Below are 16,064 nucleotides of genomic sequence, written 5' to 3' on the forward strand. Positions count from 1 at the left end.
TTTAAAATTGTTTATTTAAAATAATTCAAATTTGTGTCAGCGTTTTCCTTCTTTCTTATGAAGAGATTTAACCAGAAAAACAGCTAGCAGGAAACTTGCAGCCAACATAAAGGCAATTCCCCCCATAAAACCTAATGATCGGGGAGGAAGTTTGTTCAGCGATAGTCCTGCCAGAAACATTGATCCGCCTAAAATCGTATTTGAAATGGTGGCCATTAATCCAAAAATCCTGCCTTGCTGTTCCTCTGGAATTTCTTTCATAAGTACCGTATCAAAACATGTATTACTGATGCCAGACATGAATGCAGCAAAACCAAAAATAAGGACAGCAAAAATAACTAAGTGGGTTCGGCTTAATGCAACAAGAAATACTCCTTCGAGAAAAAAGGCCGTTAAACCCTTAACAAGAAGATGTTTGTGCAATCGATTTGCAGCCGTAAAACTTGCCATTAATCCGATTCCCAAAACCCCATAGAAAAGGCCTACCCCTGCTTCGCCAAGGTGATACTCATCGACCGCATACACACTGATTAGAACATTGTCAATCCCATTTATCGCTGCAATCAATACTTCTCCCAAAAGAAGGATTTGAATAGGCAGGGACATCGCGATGATTTTCTTAAGCGGAACAACTGAAGCTTCAAAATGGTTCTCTTCTTCCATAATCTTTTCGGGAAAATGAATGGTTGAAATAACGGCAGCTGCACCTAAAAAGGAAGCTGCATTGAACCAAAAAGTCACACCGGCACCAAAAATGGCCGAAACAATTCCGCCTGAAAAAGCACCGCCAATAAGGACAATCCCGAGCATAACCTGTTCCAAGCTATTCACCTGAACGAGATGGCTTTTTTTCACCAGTTGAGGAATGGCCGATTTCCTCGCCGGAGCATAGATCGCTTCCCCTGCGGCTAAAAAAAACGAACTGACATAAATGATCCAAATCTCTTCTTTCGTGTTAACCAATAAAAAGGACAATGCAAAACCGATACGCATAAGATCTGTAATAACTAAGATCGTTTTTCGAGAAAAACGGTCAGCTAACTTTCCGCCAATCGGGCCGAATAGTAAATATGGCAGCAGCCGAATCGCCAACGTCAACCCCACGGCAAATCCTGACCCTGTTAAATATAGAAGCGTCGCCAGCACAGCTACCGAACTAAAACGATCTCCTATTCCATTTATCACACCTGCTAAAAATAACCGTGCGTACTGTTTTTCTTCTTTTAAATAAGATATCAATTTTTTTCACCTCCTTTAACAATCATCTAATTAAATATATATCGAATTAGTTAAGTAAAAAAAACGGATGCTCGTTGTAGGCATCCTATTCACTATGTAGCCATAATTCTGTGGGGTTCAGTTCATATTGATTGTTTTCACGATACATAAAATGGCACATAATCAACTCGCGCCGTAGCGTTGCGTAGTCCTCATGATATTGCGTTAAATACTCATTGATTTCTTTCTCTTGATAAACCTTTCCAAATTCCAATCTTTCCGCAATATGTGCGAGCACAACCAGCTTTTTCTTCCGTTGCGCTGGAAGGTTTTTTAATTTTCCATCTTTTGTGAAAAAGTTTTCGATAATCGCAGCCCGCTCTGTTCCGGTTACGAGCATTTCTTTATTGGAAACCCCTACCGTTAAAATCGCCTGAGCGCTCATTTCCAGTATTTTTGTGTTTAACGAAAAATAGATTGTGTTTTTCTCCCGGCGTTCTTTGATCAGCCCAACCTCCCGTAGTTTGGCAATATGGTGGGTAATCGTTGGCGGCTTAAGGCTCAGTTTCCCAGCAATCGCCTGGCCATGCAGCGAGCCTTGCTGCAGCAAAGCAATAATCCGAATCCGCGTCAGGTCACCCACCGCTTTATGAAACTCAACTAGTTTGTTTACTTGCATATTGGGATTCACCTACTTTAATATATATCTAATTAGATATTAATTTAATTAGCATCAGAAATCAAGCAGCAATTTTTTTCATCCGCTTGACTTGAAACCCCTTTCATACACTATGCTTTATGTGCAAGGCTGCCATTCAAACGCTTGTCGGCGTCATCAGTACGGCTGAGCGTAACGAGAGCGTTTGGATGCACAATCTTCTATCTCAAAAATAAAAAACCAGTACAAAAAGACGGATCTTCATGCACTGGCTCGTTTAGGATTCGTTATTCAGTTTCTATTTCAATTGGAACCTTTATTTTAAATTTATCTTAAGCACTATTATTCAATGTTTTCTTCTGCAGCCATTGCATCAGCTCTTGTTTCGTGCACCGTACCAAAAGGATGTTCAACCGGTGCATAAATAGAATACAGTTTTAGCGGTTTCTCACCCGTATTCGTAACATTATGCCATTTACCCGCGGGTACAAAGATGGCATAGTCCTCCTCGGCATTTTCTTCAAAATCCAGATTGTCTTTACTTGCTCCCATTTGAACAAGCCCTTTCCCTTGTTCGATTTGCAAAAATTGATCATGATCCGGATGAACTTCTAAACCAATATCTTCTCCTACTTCAATAGACATTAAGGTTAGTTGAAGTTTTTGTCCTGTCCATAAAGCTGTCCGAAAGCTATTGTTTTGAACCGTTGCTTCTTCAATATTTGTTACAAATGGCTTTGCCCCATAATCTTTTAATTCCATTTGAAATTCCTCCCATTTATTCCTTATTCGTATATAAGGTTGCCTTTCCATCATTATTTATCCGTACTCATTCATAAGTAAACCTGTACTTTTTTATCATCCTTAATGAATGAGATTCTTAGGCCTTTTTCAAGATTGGAACTTATCGAAAAACTAATCTTGATACCTAGTACAAAAAGCAGGATTGCAGCGCACGATTTTTTGTCTTTCTTCTTCGGAATGATTCTATGTTTGGATTGTTGGATAGAGACGTAAAATACTTACAGGAATCATTGAAGGGTTTTAAAGAAATTGAGAAAGCCGTAGTTTTTGGCAGCCGGGCGATAGGAAATTACAAAAAAGGATCTGATGTAGATATTGCCCTATTTGGAACCAATATCACACCAGGAACAATTTCCCGTTTGGCCGATCAATTAAACGAGGAATCCCTGCTCCCTTACTTTTTTGATCTTTTGCATTACGAGCAAATTAGTAACCCGAAGCTCAAACAGCACATCATATCTATTGGAAAAGAATTGTATTGCAAATAAATTGGCGGAAAACATTCAAATACGAAGGCAGGTGATAGGCCGTCACCTGCCGTTTGTTTAGGCAATCTCTTCTCCCAAAACAGCCCGCTTCAATTGCTGTCTTGCCCGGTATAGACGGGTTTTGACGGTGGCGGGTTTCAAGTGCAGCAATTCGGCAATTTCTTTTTCATTTAAACCGTTGTGAATGTTTAACAACAAGACATTTCGGTAGTCGGCTGACAAAAGATTGATGGATTGAAATAATTCTTCTTGTAGAAGCCGAACAGCTGCTTGCTCTTCCGTATTCATTCTTGTCGCTGTTTGCTCGTATACTTTTTGCATCAAAGAAGAATCCCCCGCCAATCCGCTTTTGCGTTTTTCTGCCCGTAAAACGTCGATTGCCGTCCTGACGGCGATCGCGGACAACCAAGCACCGATTTTGCAGACATCTTTCAGCGTGTCCAATTTTTGATAGGCCTTCAAAAACGTTTCCTGTACAATGTCTTCGGCGAGAAAACGATCTTTTGCCACCGAGAAGGCAACAGAAAACACCCGCCGGTAATACTGAGAGAACAGTTGATTGAAATGAATCACTTCCATATCTCCACCCTATTCCAGCACCTTTTTGACAAAATCAGGAACGTGTTCTTGATCAAAATAAAAGATTTCCGGCTGCTTGCTCCATTTATAATATAAGAGGGCAACATAATCCGCCGGACGCACACCTGCTTGGTTTAGCGCCATCTCCAGCTGTCCTTTATTAGTAATCCGGAATGCGCTGGGGTTGTTTTCCACTTTCTTTTCAATTACTCTTGCGTCATACTCCTTCCCGAAATCATTCTTTGCCACAACCATTGACTCCAGATCATCCGCGGTCACTTTTGCTTTATCTAAGAGACTTTTCTCTTGTAGCCATGCTGCTACCCGGTGATATGTTGGCTTAAAGGTCAAGGATACAGAGCGCTCTTTTCCGATATCAATTTGAATCGACGATCCCCGGTTCGCAAAATAAAGACTATCCTCATACGTTTCAGACAAGATATCCTCTTTTAACCGTTCGAAAAGTTGGTTAACTTCTGCTGGCTCATAGATCATTACTTTGCGGCCATCCGAACTATTGGCAAAAATCGAAATCGACTGCACCTCATTGGGCTTGATTCGGAAAATTTCATTCATGGACCGCTTGTAATCTTCAGTTTGATACACGTCTTTAAAAGAATCTTCGTACAGACGTTTATCCACTCTATATTCCCGCAGAATCGTACTGCCATCATTAAATTCATATTTTACAACCAAGTCCTCTTTATGATTTTCTTTTTGTCGATTAATGTTTTGGTTGGCAACAATTTGCTGGTGTAATTTTCGCACAGCCTCAATACTCGCTTGGCTTTTCATTGGCAACGGCGGGTAATATCCCCCATTCGAACCAATTGGGCTTAAGAACATTGGGTTATTGCCTAAAAGGACGCTTTTTACCTCCGCCTGTGAGGGAATCCGATTTTCGTAGAAGCCCATTGATTTCACAGCGACCGTGGCAAGTATGAAAACAACCAGATAAATCGCGAGCCCTTTCACCTTGCCAAAAACCCGCCAACTTTTTTGTACCACCATTTCAGCAAGGTAATAGCCAGCAGCCGCTCCGATCACATATCCAAAGATTGCCCAGCCGAGGCTGTTGTAAGAAACTTGTTGAAAGTACGCACCGCCCACAAGCATTACTGAAAAAGTGACCCCATATTTGAAAATTGCCCGCAAATTTACAAAGGCAATCGCTTCAGACGCTGCTTCAACCTTCCTTTTTTTATAAAAACAAAGCGACAGCCAGTACAGAATAAGTGCAATCCCGCCATACATTGCTGCTACACTCCATATAAAAGGCTTTCGATCCAAAACGGTTGCATAAGTGAGCGGTGATATCTTCTCTAACTGCTTAGCCAAGAAAACATCGCTTGGAAAGCCATACAATAAAATGGATAAATTAAACAATACTAAAACCGTGATTCCGACCGGAAAGACAAGAACCGCGTACGTCAGAACCGCATGGACAATCGACATCCCTGTCATCATTGCAACAAAAACGCTAACCGCATAAAGGATCAGATTGATAAGAATGGTCATACCAGCCCAATCAAGAATATCTTTTTTTGTAAAATATGCTCCTAAATCCATTACTGAATGGGTGAGCAAAAGGATGATAGCAATCACGACAATTGGCAAAACCAGCAAGATAATTCCAGATATCGCATAATGATGAAAAAGCTTTTCTCTTTTCATCGGGATGCTATGCATCAGGTCTGCCATTTTTTTTACATGAAGATACCGAAATAAGAAAATCGCCATTAAAACCGGGATCGTAATCAGCAATGGAAGCTGGAAAGAAAAGTTAGGTTGAAATAAATTATTGATTTTTTGCAATGGAAGACTTTGTTTATCTGAGTACATCATCATGATCCGAATCGGCAGGGCAATTAGCAGACCGAGAAAATAAACAATCGAAATCCAACCGGCGCTGCGTCCAATTTGAACGGCGAGTTCTTTGTTAAACCATGATATTTTCGATAGCATAGCCGATATCCCCCATTTCATAGATAAAAATTTCTTCGAGTGTGAGCGGCAGCAAGTCAAAAAGAAGCGGATGGGTCTCTCGGATCTGCTTGGCAACGTCTTCTTCCTTTCCACGAACAATGAGCAGCGTGACACTTCCGCGCTTTTCCTTATAAAGGACATTCAAAGTTTTCAGCAGACTTTGCGGAAAGCCTTGTTGATAGGCAACCTGAACTTTATGTACATCGGATTTCAGTTCATCCAGCTCTTTTTCTAACACCATTTGACCATTATGAATAATGCCGACTTGATCGCAAAGGTCTTCCACTTCACGCAGATTATGGGAAGAGATCAGAATCGTCATTTCCCGGTCAGCAACGTCCTGAATCAGCAGGTTTTTCACTTTTTTTCTTACTACCGGATCCAAACCATCGAGCGGTTCATCGAGCAGCAAAATCTCCGGCTTGGCTGAAAGTGCAAGGATAAAAGCAGCTTGCCGTTGCCAGCCTTTCGAAAAAGTATGCAATCTTTTGTTCACGTCAAAAGAGAAAGTTTCCGCAAGTTTTAGAAACCGTTCGGCATCCCAACTTGGATAAAGACTGCTATAAAATTGGGCCATTTGCCTGGCCGTATAGTGCGGCAAAAAAGAAGGCTGATCAGGAATAAAAACAACTTTCTGTTTTACGGCTGGATTTTCGACTATTGGCAGCTTGTTGACCAAAATTTCTCCGCTTTCCTGGCGGTAAATTCCTGCCAGTAATTTCAGTAAAGTCGTTTTCCCAGCGCCGTTCGATCCGATTAAACCAAAAATGGATCCTTTTTCAATTGTCATGCTGACATTTTTCAATGCTTCGTATTTTTCGAACTTCTTGCTTGCATTTTTTAGTTCAATCATTTGGTTCGCCTCCCCCTTTTGCCACATCGATTTCTTGGATAAATTCGATCAATTCCTTTGCTGTTAATCCAAGGTAAAAAGCTTCCAAGATCAATTTTTCAAGCTCTTTCTTGACGAACAAAATTTTCTCCCCATCCTTTTTCTGATTGTTTAGACTCACGAAACTGCCTTTTCCTTTTACGGAATAAATAAAACCTTGATTTTCAAGTTCCCGATACGCTTTTTGAATCGTATTCGGGTTAATCGTCAATTCCTGCGCCAGCATGCGAACGGACGGCAACTGCTCATCCGGCTTAAGCACTTCATTTATAATGAATTCTTTTAACTTATCAACCAATTGTTCATAAATGGGTTTCCGGCTTCTCAAATCAAGCTCAAACATAGTAACCCCCAATCTGTACTAAGTGTACTATTATTCATAATACAGTTTGATTATAGGTCATGTCATTCCAAAAGAAAAGCTTTTTTTGGAAATTTCTTTTTGCCTGCCATTTATTTGTATAAATATCTCTTTCGTAGGGCGGAAACTTTATTAGTCTAGGAAAATCGAACGGATGAGTATGCTTAGCAATGGCTAGGCGGAATTGTTAGGGATGTAGGCGGAAAAAAGGGGACTGAAGGCGGAATTCGCCACTACTTAGGCGGAATAATGACCATTCTAGGCAGAATCCCGTTCACAAACCAGCGATTTTCCCTAAAAAAAGTAATCCCCACCCTGTTGCGAGCAACGTAAACCCTCTTGAAAACGAAAAAAAGACCTCATGTCAATGAGATCTTTTCGCGATTCTGTGATTACTGGGCAAGCGAACCGTCCGTTTGATTATTTTTTAACTGCTGAAAGATTTTTTGATAAACTTTCGCATCATCGGACATGCCCTTTTGCTGATAACATTTACTAATTTTTAAAACGGGCTCGGGGTCTTGTGGTTTCAACTCCATTTCCCAAAAATAGCAGTCGATCGCTCGATCCCACTGGTTGAATTCCATATACAAGTCGCCAAGTTCCATCATCTGATCCGGATTTTCTTCCAACTCCAGCATCTTCGCCAATTTTCGCAAGTGAAAAGACTGAGGCAAATATGGCTTAATTGGCAGCATTTTTTCGTAAACCATTTTCAAATCAAATTGGCGAAACAAACTCACTGCCAGCTGGTAAATTTTATCTTCCGCTTGAAGCTCATTGCCAGCAAGGCTTTCCTTTTCAAGAATCAACAGAAATTGATCCAAATGGGCTGCAACAAACTCGGCATTTATGTTTTCCCATAATTTTTTCAAAATGAGCTCGTAATTTTCCGGAAGATCATCGATGAATGGGAGTAACTGTAATGCGGCTGTCTCATAGCTGCCATTTTGCAGCATTTTTTCAATTGCTCGCTGGGCTTCAGGCAGCAGTTGAAAGGGATTCAATCCCACTTTTGTTAAAATAAAAATCCATTCCGGCATGGAAATCAGTTGCAGCGCCATTCGCGTATAACCATCGAGCTCGTTTTGGTCACTTTGTTCTAACCAAAGCAATAGCAATTCTACAAAGGAATTTTTGGACGTAAGAAGATCTTTTAACAACGATCGAATTGCAGGATCTGAACGATTTTTAAAACAGTGCACGTCAACATAGAGAGGGTCTTCTTGCAAAATAGTGGGTAAACTTGTGGAGTGGTAAAATTTTTGATAGGAATAAAACTCCTGGGAATGGAGTCGCTCACGGGCAGATTGCAAATCTGGAAGAAATGCTGTTAAAATTTGCAGAATTTGAAACGACTTCTTGAAATTGCCGTTGCAGCGATAGTGGAAAAATAACTTTTCGATCAGTTTTGCCAGGTATTCTTTTGTATAAAAGGAATCAAGCGTTGTGGCAATATAGGCAATTTCTTGCGGGGAAAAATCAACTTGAAGCTGGGTGAAGAGCTTATTTCGATTCGGGATCGAAACCGTCAAGTCTGGAATGAAAGCCGATAACAACGGGTGAGGCGAATGAAGGACAATCCCGTCATGAAACGCTCGCTCAATAAAAGTGGCCTTTTCGACGAGTTCCAATTGGCCGCCAATAATGAGCCGATTTTTATAGTAGCACAAATAGTACGTTCCATTTTCCGGAGTTTCTACAACAGCCACTTTGCTTCTGCCGTAAAAAACTGCGCGGGAAACTTCCCCTTTTATCGACTTCTTTTTATCCAGAATAAGCAACTCAGTTGGCTTTATTAGATCATTCTGCATTATTCCATCAGCCTCCCAATTCAGTATTTGTTCCCTATTATACCATAAAAATGAGGACAATACCTTGTTTCTAGCGGGTAAAAAACATAAGCACCGTCCCCCTTTTTCCCTATTTTACAATATCTGTTAGGTAGGCATACCCGTTGAATACTTTAACTTTTGCCAACAAGCCGCCTTTTGACGCCGCATCTTCCCAATTACGGCCAGTGTCATCTTCAACAAAGTATTTATCAAGGCTATACTGAATATACGCAACAACTTTCTGGTTTTCACTTGGACTTATGTAGTCCAGCCTGCCCTTTAAATAGATTCCAGATGCAGGTTTCTTCAGCGAAACGTTTACCGGAACATGAACACCGTTCTTTTTTTCCAAAAGAACATAAACCGGAACTTGACCTGAACCGTGCTCTACTTTCCTTACAACATCGGCTTCGACAAGCTCCTTTGGCACTTGTTCGGCTTGATAGCTAAGGTTCACATAGTCACCACGAAATGGATCTGACGGATCAACCGGCCTTGTTTGCAGCATAATCTCTACTCCATTTAACAGCGTGTATAGAGGAAGAACCGCCATGCCCAGCAAGACGAGAATAGGGACGGCACTTGCAAGAATCAACTGCTTTGCTCGCTTACTCATTCCCTCCACCCCCTGCCTTTTTCCGTTGTTTTTCAAAATAAAAGCCAAATCCTAACAAAAGCAGGCCTCCGAAAATAAAAACAAACGATTTTGGCAAAAAAGCAAACGAAATATCCAGGTAGAAACGGAAAATCAGTACACATAAAATAACAATATTGAGCAGGCTTCCTTTTTTGATTAAAAACAGGACAAACAAAAGGTACAGGAGCGAAAATGGAAGGTAAAGCCAATCAAATGGCCAACGATCCTGAAACGAGAGCATCAATGCTGCTCCGCCATGGGTTAAGTGGCCAAGAAAAATCGTTGCCTGCCGAAATTTCGCATTGCCAATCGCCAGAAAAACGCCAATTAGCAAATAAACAATCCCGTAGACATACCCATCTGCTGCATTGTCTCCAATCATATAGCTCATGACTGTTCCAATAAACGTCAACATCAACATACCCGACACAAAGCCAGTAAGCCTAGAATAGCCTATTCGTTCATTCAAAACATAAATAGCCGCTATCCAGAGAAGAATCCAATACGGAATCACCGCCCCGCTCAAATACGTGCTGTTGAACAAATAGATCAAGGCAAATAACGCTGCTGCAAGCAGAATTCGTTTATCCTTAAGCACCCAGGCAAGCGGCAGAATTCCAAGCGACCACCACAAAAAAGCATTTTGAAAATCGCCACCAAAGTGAAACATTTGGCCAACAAGAAAAATTCCGGCTCCGAAAACGATCACCGCAAGATAATACAAGCTTTTGGATGTTTTCGGATAATGCTGTTCGAGTTTAAAACCTGCAAAAATCGAGCCAATGTATACCAGTAAGATCAATAAAACCTTCACTGTTTTTCCAATATCCGCCCAATTGCTGGCAATAAAACTTAAAATTCCGGCACCGACCAAAATCGAACCGACATACAAAAGCGTTTTGGTAAAAGAAAATCGTTCTTCTGCTTCATATAGGCTGACAATCTCATTTACTTTACTGCTTGTGATTGTTCCATTTGTCTCTAGAAAATAAAGTTCCCGTTTCAGCAGCTCCAACTCATGATTTTTAATTTTTCTGACCAAACCCCCACTCCCCTCTCCCTTCACTTTATTTTATCAAGAATTCCTTTTTAAATGTTTGAAATGTCAGAGTATTTTTTGTTGTATAACAGACATTTTTCGACACTAACAGTTCTGTAACTGTGGTAAAATTTACTCAATTCTGAAATTATCTCTTGGGAGGAAACCAAATGAATGTACCATTAGTCCTTACACACTTTTTAGACAGAGCCGTTTCGCTTTATGGGACAAAGGAAGCCATTTACTGTGATGATCGCGCGTTTACATACGAACAATTAAATGATCGTGTAAACCGCTTATCACACGGTTTGAAACGTCTTGGCATTCAAAAAGGCGACCGGGTTGCCTATCTCGCACCCAATACAGTTGAAATGCTTGAGGGCTTTTACGGCGTTTTTCAACTTGGCGGAATCATTGTTCCGTTAAATATTCGCTTAAAACCCGAAGATTATTTGTTTATTTTAAACCATAGCGAAGCAAGGGTTCTGTTTGTCGACCAAGACCTGTATCACTTAATTGTGCCGATAAAAAATCAGTTGCAGACGGTCGAAAAAATTGTTGTTCATTATAAAGACTTGCTAACAGAAGAGACTGATTATGATGAATGGCTCTTACGGCACAGCAGCGAAGCTTTTAACCGGGAAGTTCTTGATGAAGATGATGTCTGTACACTTTTGTATACAAGCGGCACAACCGGGGATCCAAAGGGTGTGATGCTTACCCACCGAAACAATTACTTGCATGCCCTTTCATCGATGCATCATTTACGCATCACGGATGAAGATGTTCTGCTCCATGTTCTGCCGATGTTTCATGTCAATGGCTGGGGTTCGCCATTCTACTATACAGCAAACGGTACATCCCAAGTTTGCTTAAGAAAGGCTTCCCCGGAAACTATTTTTCAGGCTTTGGAGCGCCATAAAGTCAGTATCATGCATATGGCACCAACTGTCTTGAATTCACTCATGCAGTTTTACGAGAAGAATGCTCCTCAGATCGAACAAAATGTAAGGGTTGTCATTGCTGGTTCTGCCCCGCCGCCTGCTTTTGTCACAAGGGTTGAACAAGAGCTCGGCTGGGAGTTTATTCAAGTATATGGGATGACAGAATCTTCCCCGCTAAGCACGATTTCAACGATTCGTTCGCATCTGAAAGATTTGCCGTTCGAGCAGCAATACCGGATCAAAGCAAAAGCCGGCTATTCGATGATCGGCTGTGAAGTCAAAGTAGTCAATGAGCATGGAGAGGAAGTTGCCCACGACGGCACAGAAATCGGCGAGGTTGTCACACGCAGCCACGGTGTGATGAAAGGCTATTGGAAAAATGAACAAGCGACGATGGAAGCCATTCGCAACGGCTACCTACATACAGGGGATATGGCGACCGTTGATGCGTTTGGACATATTGATATTGTTGACCGCAAGAAAGATATCATTATCAGCGGCGGCGAAAATATCTCATCCATTGAGGTCGAAGGTGTGTTATACGAACATCCTTCCGTACTGGAAGCCGCAGTAATTGCCGTACCGCATGAAAAGTGGGGAGAAACCCCGCACGCCTATGTGGTTTTAAGGGATGGCCACAACGTGACTGAACAAGAACTCATCGCGTTTTCCAAGGAAAAATTGGCCCATTTTAAAGCCATCACAAGCGTGGCGTTTGTGAAAGAATTGCCGAAAACCGCTTCCGGAAAAATCCAAAAAGTTCATTTGCGGAATGAATACTGGGAAAACAACGGGCGTGAAGCTGGAAGATTTGTTAACTAAACCTCATTTTTTACTATTCTGCTCTCTACTAACTACACTTTGCAAGCATATTTAATCACGTATCTGTAAAGGACAGTCACCCATTACTAGAATGGATGACTGTCCTTTATTGGTTTCATAATCCGCTTCTTCTTTTGAAAGGTGGCAATCTCCGTTACTCCTTTTTCCAACAGGGTTCTTGTATTTACATCAATAAAAGCTCCGATATCATCCGGGAAATGGGAGTCAGACGAGGTAGTCAGCGGAACGCCAGCTTTAATTAGCACATCCAAAAAGGTAGGACTTGGACACATTTCCTGAACTGGATAGCGATAGTAAAGGCCTGCGTTAATTTCTGTCGCCGTGTCAGTTTCGACAAGGGCTTTAGCAATATTTTCGTAGTAAGGAAGCAACAGGCGCTCATCGGGACGATAATTAAAAACTTTTAAATTATCTAAATGCGCAACAAACTGAAAGATGTTGCTGCGAATGGCCTTTTCCACCATCATGAAAAAATCTCTATATAAATTCTCCAGATTATAATTTTCGAAATGATCTTGTGTGTCTGGATTATCAAATCCCCATCCATAAATATAGTGAACAGAGCCAATCACATAATCCCATTCATATATTCCCACTAATTCCTTCAGCATCTGCTCACTACCTGGAAAATAGTCTGCTTCCATTCCTAATCGAAGGGTCACGCCTTCAGCAGACCAACGCGGCTTTGCTTCATTAATAGCTTTAACAAAATCATGCATCGATTCCGTCATGACTTGTTCGAGCCAGAGGCGTTGTTTTCTACCAATCGTTGAAAAATAAGAGAATCGGGCATTACGGGAGCTAGTAATGACCGGTTAGGCCTGAAAAATTGGAGATGCGGGCATTACGGGAGCTAGTAATGACCGGTTTACCCTGAAAAATTGGAGATGCGGGCATTACGGAAGCTAGTAATGACCGGTTTACCCTGAAAAATACGAGAATCGGGCATTACGGAAGCTAGTAATGACCGCTTAGGCCTGAAAAATTGGAGATGCGGGCATTATGGGAGCTAGTAATGACCGCTTTCGCCTGAAAAATTGGAGATGCGGGCATTACGGAAGCTAGTAATGACCGCTTCGGTCTGAAAAATTGGAGTAGCGGGCATTACAGGAGCTAGTAATGACCATTTCGCCCCGAAAATTAGGAGATGCGGGCATTACGGGAGCTAGTAATGACCGGTTTACCCTGAAAAATACGAGAATCGGGCATTAGGGAAGCTAGTAATGACCGGTTAGGCCTGAAAAATTGGAGATGCGGGCATTACGGGAGCTAGTAATGACCATTTTACCCTGAAAATTAGGAGAATTGGGCATTATGGGAGCTAGTAATGACCATTTCGCCCCGAAAATTAGGAGAATTGGGCATTACGGGAGCTAGTAATGACCGCTTAGGCCTGAAAAATTGGAGATACGGGCATTATGGGAGCTAGTAATGACCGCTTAGGCCTGAAAAATTGGAGATGCGGGCATTACGGGAGCTAGTAATGACCGCTTAGGCCTGAAAAATTGGAGATGCGGGCATTACGGAAGCTAGTAATGACCGCTTAGGCCTGAAAAATTGGAGATGCGGGCATTACGGAAGCTAGTAATGACCGGTTTACCCTGAAAAATACGAGAATCGGGCATTAAGGAAGCTAGTAATGACCGGTTAGGCCTGAAAAATTGGAGATGCGGGCATTACGGAAGCTAGTAATGACCGCTTCGGTCTGAAAAATTGGAGATGCGGGCATTATGGGAGCTAGTAATGACCGCTTAGGCCTGAAAATTAGGAGATGCGGGCATTAAGGAAGCCAGTAGTGACCCTTTCACCCTGAAAAATACGAGAATCGGGCATTCGGAAAGACAGTAATGACCATTTTACCCTGAAAAATACGAGAATCGGGCATTAAGGAAGCCAGTAGTGCGCACGTCTTGTGCCTTTCTCCTGACTAGGGCATCCTCGAAAAAGCTGGAACTTTTCCTTCGTGCCATGATGAAGCTGCCGAAGAATTCCTTATCCTGCACGTCGTGCGTTCAGAATTTATAGATATAAATTAGCCAAAAAGACGCCGATCTCCATAAAAGAAGGTCGGCGCCCTTTTTATACTTTGAATCGGCTAATCAGCGTTTGCAGGTTTTCTGCCTGGTCGGCCAATGATTTAGATGATGAAGCAATTTCCTCCATGGTAGCTAATTGTTCCTCCGCCGCAGCGGAAATATTTTGCGTGCCGGAAGCTGCTTCCTCAGAAATTCCTCGTACATTTTCAATGGCTTGGACAATTTGTTCTGCCCCAGCTGCCATTTGTTGCACAGATGAAGTCACTTCTTCCATTTGTCCGGCAACATGGTTCATCGATTGATTGATTGTTCCAAACGATGTTCCGGCCTGGTTCACCACTTCAATCCCATCATTTACTTTTGCAAACGTAAAGTGCATTGATTCGACTGCTTTTTCAGTCTCCATTTGGATCGTTTTGATCATTTCTGCTATTTGCAGCGCAGATGAAGCAGACTGCTCTGCCAGCTTGCGCACCTCATCGGCGACAACGGCAAATCCCCGGCCTTGATCACCAGCTCTTGCTGCTTCAATCGCAGCATTTAATGCCAACAAATTCGTTTGTGCGGCAATACCGGAGATCACCTCGACAATTTGTCCAATTTCCTTTGAACCTTCGCCAAGACCTTGGATAACCCCACTTAATTTTTCGACATTGCTATGGATTTCGCTCATTTGCTTCACGGCTTTTTCAACAGAGACAATTCCATTTGCCGCAATCGTATTTGTCTGAACCATTGAGTCGGTCATATTTTGCGCATTGTTTGCGACCAACTGAATTCCTTGAGCCATCCGGTTAATCAATTTCGAACTTTCTTCCATACTCGTAACTTGTTTTTCCGAGCCTACTGCTACTTCTTGAATCGATGAAGCGATTGATTCGGTAGCCTTTGAGGTTTGATCGGCGCTTGCCGTCAATTGTTCGGACGATGCTGCAACCTGGTCTGTCGTGATCGCTACATGCTGAATCAATGTACGAAGATTTGCAAGCATTTTATTAAAATTCTCAGCTAATTCTCCCATTTCATCCTTGGACTTTACCGCGATTTTTTTCGTTAAATCGGCCTCTCCCTCTGCAATCTCTTTGAGCTGGGCATTCACCGCTTTTACTGGTCTGGTAATTGCTTTGCCAATGCTAAAAGCAATCGTTACTGCAATGGCTAAAGAAACAATGGAAACTGCTAAAATGATAATTTTTACCCACATAACCGTTTTTGACGTATTTTGAATTTCTTGGTCAAGCTTTTGTTGTTGGCGTTGGACGAATTCTTGCGATTTTTTACTATATGCTTCCGTTTGCGGTGCCATTTTTGTGTTCATTTCATCTTGGTATCTTGGGTCGTTGATTTTTCTTAAGCGAAATACTTGCTGGCTTGCCTGATCATATTTCTCTGCAATGCTCTGCAGTTCATTGAACATCGCTCGGTCTTCTGCCTGTTTAATCAGCGGTTCCAGCGATTTGCTGATTTCATCGTACTGCTGTTTCGCCTGATAATAACTTTGCATTTCCTTATCCGTCGCCATTACTAAAAATCCTCTTGATGCCGCCTGCTGCTTCTGCATGGCACTGACCATGTCTTTAATAATCAGCATTTTTTGTACTCGGTCTTTTAACAACTGATTATATATGCCATCCACTGACGAAATTTGTACAAAACTTATCCCCGAAATAACGCCAAGCAGTAAAACAATGGACAAAAAACCGGCATATAATTTTTTTCCAATCGTCAACTTCATACTTTTCCC

At 41.8% G+C, this 16,064-nt stretch carries 13 protein-coding genes and 1 pseudogene; 2 read left to right on the top strand and 12 right to left on the bottom strand.

All coding sequences use genetic code 11. The annotated features are described in order from the left end of the window. Positions 1-36 precede the first annotated feature (36 nt). The 3 genes and pseudogenes from ACQYAD_RS02335 to ACQYAD_RS02345 form a co-directional block, all read right to left on the bottom strand. On the bottom strand, positions 37-1,239 hold the full coding sequence (locus ACQYAD_RS02335) for an MFS transporter (protein WP_430235102.1): 1,203 nt from the start codon (positions 1,237-1,239) through the stop codon (positions 37-39). 85 nt (positions 1,240-1,324) lie between these two features. Beyond that, on the bottom strand, positions 1,325-1,897 hold the full coding sequence (locus tag ACQYAD_RS02340) for a metalloregulator ArsR/SmtB family transcription factor (RefSeq protein ID WP_430235104.1): 573 nt from the start codon (positions 1,895-1,897) through the stop codon (positions 1,325-1,327). Between the two features lie 321 nt (positions 1,898-2,218). Further along, a pseudogene (locus ACQYAD_RS02345) lies at positions 2,219-2,635 on the bottom strand (cupin domain-containing protein); the annotation flags it as partial. A gap of 230 nt (positions 2,636-2,865) precedes the next feature. On the opposite strand from ACQYAD_RS02345, the gene ACQYAD_RS02350 reads away from it, so the two are divergent. Further along, entirely contained in the window at positions 2,866-3,168 is a 303-nt protein-coding gene (locus tag ACQYAD_RS02350; protein ID WP_430235106.1) for a nucleotidyltransferase domain-containing protein, read from the top strand. 57 nt (positions 3,169-3,225) lie between these two features. Here ACQYAD_RS02350 and ACQYAD_RS02355 read toward each other — a convergent pair whose 3' ends face one another. The 7 genes from ACQYAD_RS02355 to ACQYAD_RS02385 all read right to left on the bottom strand — a co-directional run bounded on the left by ACQYAD_RS02355 (position 3,226) and on the right by ACQYAD_RS02385 (position 10,500). Then, entirely contained in the window at positions 3,226-3,747 is a 522-nt protein-coding gene (locus ACQYAD_RS02355; RefSeq protein ID WP_430235108.1) for an RNA polymerase sigma factor, read from the bottom strand. Between the two features lie 9 nt (positions 3,748-3,756). Beyond that, positions 3,757-5,712, bottom strand: a complete 1,956-nt coding sequence (locus tag ACQYAD_RS02360) for a DUF6449 domain-containing protein (protein WP_430235110.1) — start codon at positions 5,710-5,712, stop codon at positions 3,757-3,759. Next, positions 5,687-6,586: an ABC transporter ATP-binding protein gene (locus ACQYAD_RS02365; protein WP_430235112.1), complete on the bottom strand. Its 900-nt coding sequence runs from the start codon at positions 6,584-6,586 to the stop codon at positions 5,687-5,689. Before ACQYAD_RS02365 ends, ACQYAD_RS02360 begins: the two co-directional genes overlap by 26 nt. Continuing rightward, the gene (locus tag ACQYAD_RS02370; protein WP_430235114.1) at positions 6,579-6,968 is read right to left on the bottom strand and encodes a GntR family transcriptional regulator; all 390 of its coding nucleotides are present in this window, start codon (positions 6,966-6,968) and stop codon (positions 6,579-6,581) included. Before ACQYAD_RS02370 ends, ACQYAD_RS02365 begins: the two co-directional genes overlap by 8 nt. Positions 6,969-7,378: 410 nt before the next feature. Continuing rightward, on the bottom strand, positions 7,379-8,800 hold the full coding sequence (locus ACQYAD_RS02375) for a hypothetical protein (protein WP_430235116.1): 1,422 nt from the start codon (positions 8,798-8,800) through the stop codon (positions 7,379-7,381). A gap of 109 nt (positions 8,801-8,909) precedes the next feature. After that, the gene (locus ACQYAD_RS02380; protein ID WP_430235118.1) at positions 8,910-9,437 is read right to left on the bottom strand and encodes a GDYXXLXY domain-containing protein; all 528 of its coding nucleotides are present in this window, start codon (positions 9,435-9,437) and stop codon (positions 8,910-8,912) included. Next, positions 9,430-10,500, bottom strand: coding sequence for a DUF2157 domain-containing protein (locus ACQYAD_RS02385; RefSeq protein ID WP_430235120.1), 1,071 nt, complete (start codon positions 10,498-10,500; stop codon positions 9,430-9,432). The genes ACQYAD_RS02380 and ACQYAD_RS02385 overlap by 8 nt, the downstream gene beginning before the upstream one ends. 167 nt (positions 10,501-10,667) lie before the next feature. Between ACQYAD_RS02385 and ACQYAD_RS02390 the strand changes: the two genes are divergently transcribed. Next, a complete protein-coding gene (locus ACQYAD_RS02390; protein WP_430235122.1) occupies positions 10,668-12,263 on the top strand; it encodes a long-chain-fatty-acid--CoA ligase in 1,596 nt (531 codons plus the stop codon). A gap of 86 nt (positions 12,264-12,349) precedes the next feature. On the opposite strand, the gene ACQYAD_RS02395 is transcribed toward ACQYAD_RS02390, so the two are convergent. Together ACQYAD_RS02395 and ACQYAD_RS02400 are read right to left on the bottom strand one after the other, a co-directional pair. Next, complete coding sequence (locus ACQYAD_RS02395) at positions 12,350-13,015, bottom strand: histidinol-phosphatase HisJ family protein (RefSeq protein WP_430235124.1); 666 nt, start codon at positions 13,013-13,015, stop codon at positions 12,350-12,352. A 1,348-nt stretch (positions 13,016-14,363) separates the two neighbouring features. After that, a complete protein-coding gene (locus ACQYAD_RS02400) occupies positions 14,364-16,055 on the bottom strand; it encodes a methyl-accepting chemotaxis protein (RefSeq protein ID WP_430235126.1) in 1,692 nt (563 codons plus the stop codon). Positions 16,056-16,064: the final 9 nt, after the last annotated feature.

It is taken from the genome of Neobacillus sp. SM06, from assembly GCF_050496765.1.
In the GTDB taxonomy this organism is placed as follows: domain Bacteria; phylum Bacillota; class Bacilli; order Bacillales; family Cytobacillaceae; genus JAEVLT01.

Coding starts and splice junctions, on each gene's coding strand:
- ACQYAD_RS02375 (WP_430235116.1), bottom strand. CDS start 8,800: ATGCAGAATGATCTAATAAAGCCAACTGAGTTGCTTATTCTGGATAAA.
- ACQYAD_RS02380 (WP_430235118.1), bottom strand. CDS start 9,437: ATGAGTAAGCGAGCAAAGCAGTTGATTCTTGCAAGTGCCGTCCCTATT.
- ACQYAD_RS02395 (WP_430235124.1), bottom strand. CDS start 13,015: ATGACGGAATCGATGCATGATTTTGTTAAAGCTATTAATGAAGCAAAG.
- ACQYAD_RS02340 (WP_430235104.1), bottom strand. CDS start 1,897: ATGCAAGTAAACAAACTAGTTGAGTTTCATAAAGCGGTGGGTGACCTG.
- ACQYAD_RS02365 (WP_430235112.1), bottom strand. CDS start 6,586: ATGATTGAACTAAAAAATGCAAGCAAGAAGTTCGAAAAATACGAAGCA.
- ACQYAD_RS02350 (WP_430235106.1), top strand. CDS start 2,866: ATGTTTGGATTGTTGGATAGAGACGTAAAATACTTACAGGAATCATTG.
- ACQYAD_RS02370 (WP_430235114.1), bottom strand. CDS start 6,968: ATGTTTGAGCTTGATTTGAGAAGCCGGAAACCCATTTATGAACAATTG.
- ACQYAD_RS02400 (WP_430235126.1), bottom strand. CDS start 16,055: ATGAAGTTGACGATTGGAAAAAAATTATATGCCGGTTTTTTGTCCATT.
- ACQYAD_RS02390 (WP_430235122.1), top strand. CDS start 10,668: ATGAATGTACCATTAGTCCTTACACACTTTTTAGACAGAGCCGTTTCG.
- ACQYAD_RS02360 (WP_430235110.1), bottom strand. CDS start 5,712: ATGCTATCGAAAATATCATGGTTTAACAAAGAACTCGCCGTTCAAATT.
- ACQYAD_RS02355 (WP_430235108.1), bottom strand. CDS start 3,747: ATGGAAGTGATTCATTTCAATCAACTGTTCTCTCAGTATTACCGGCGG.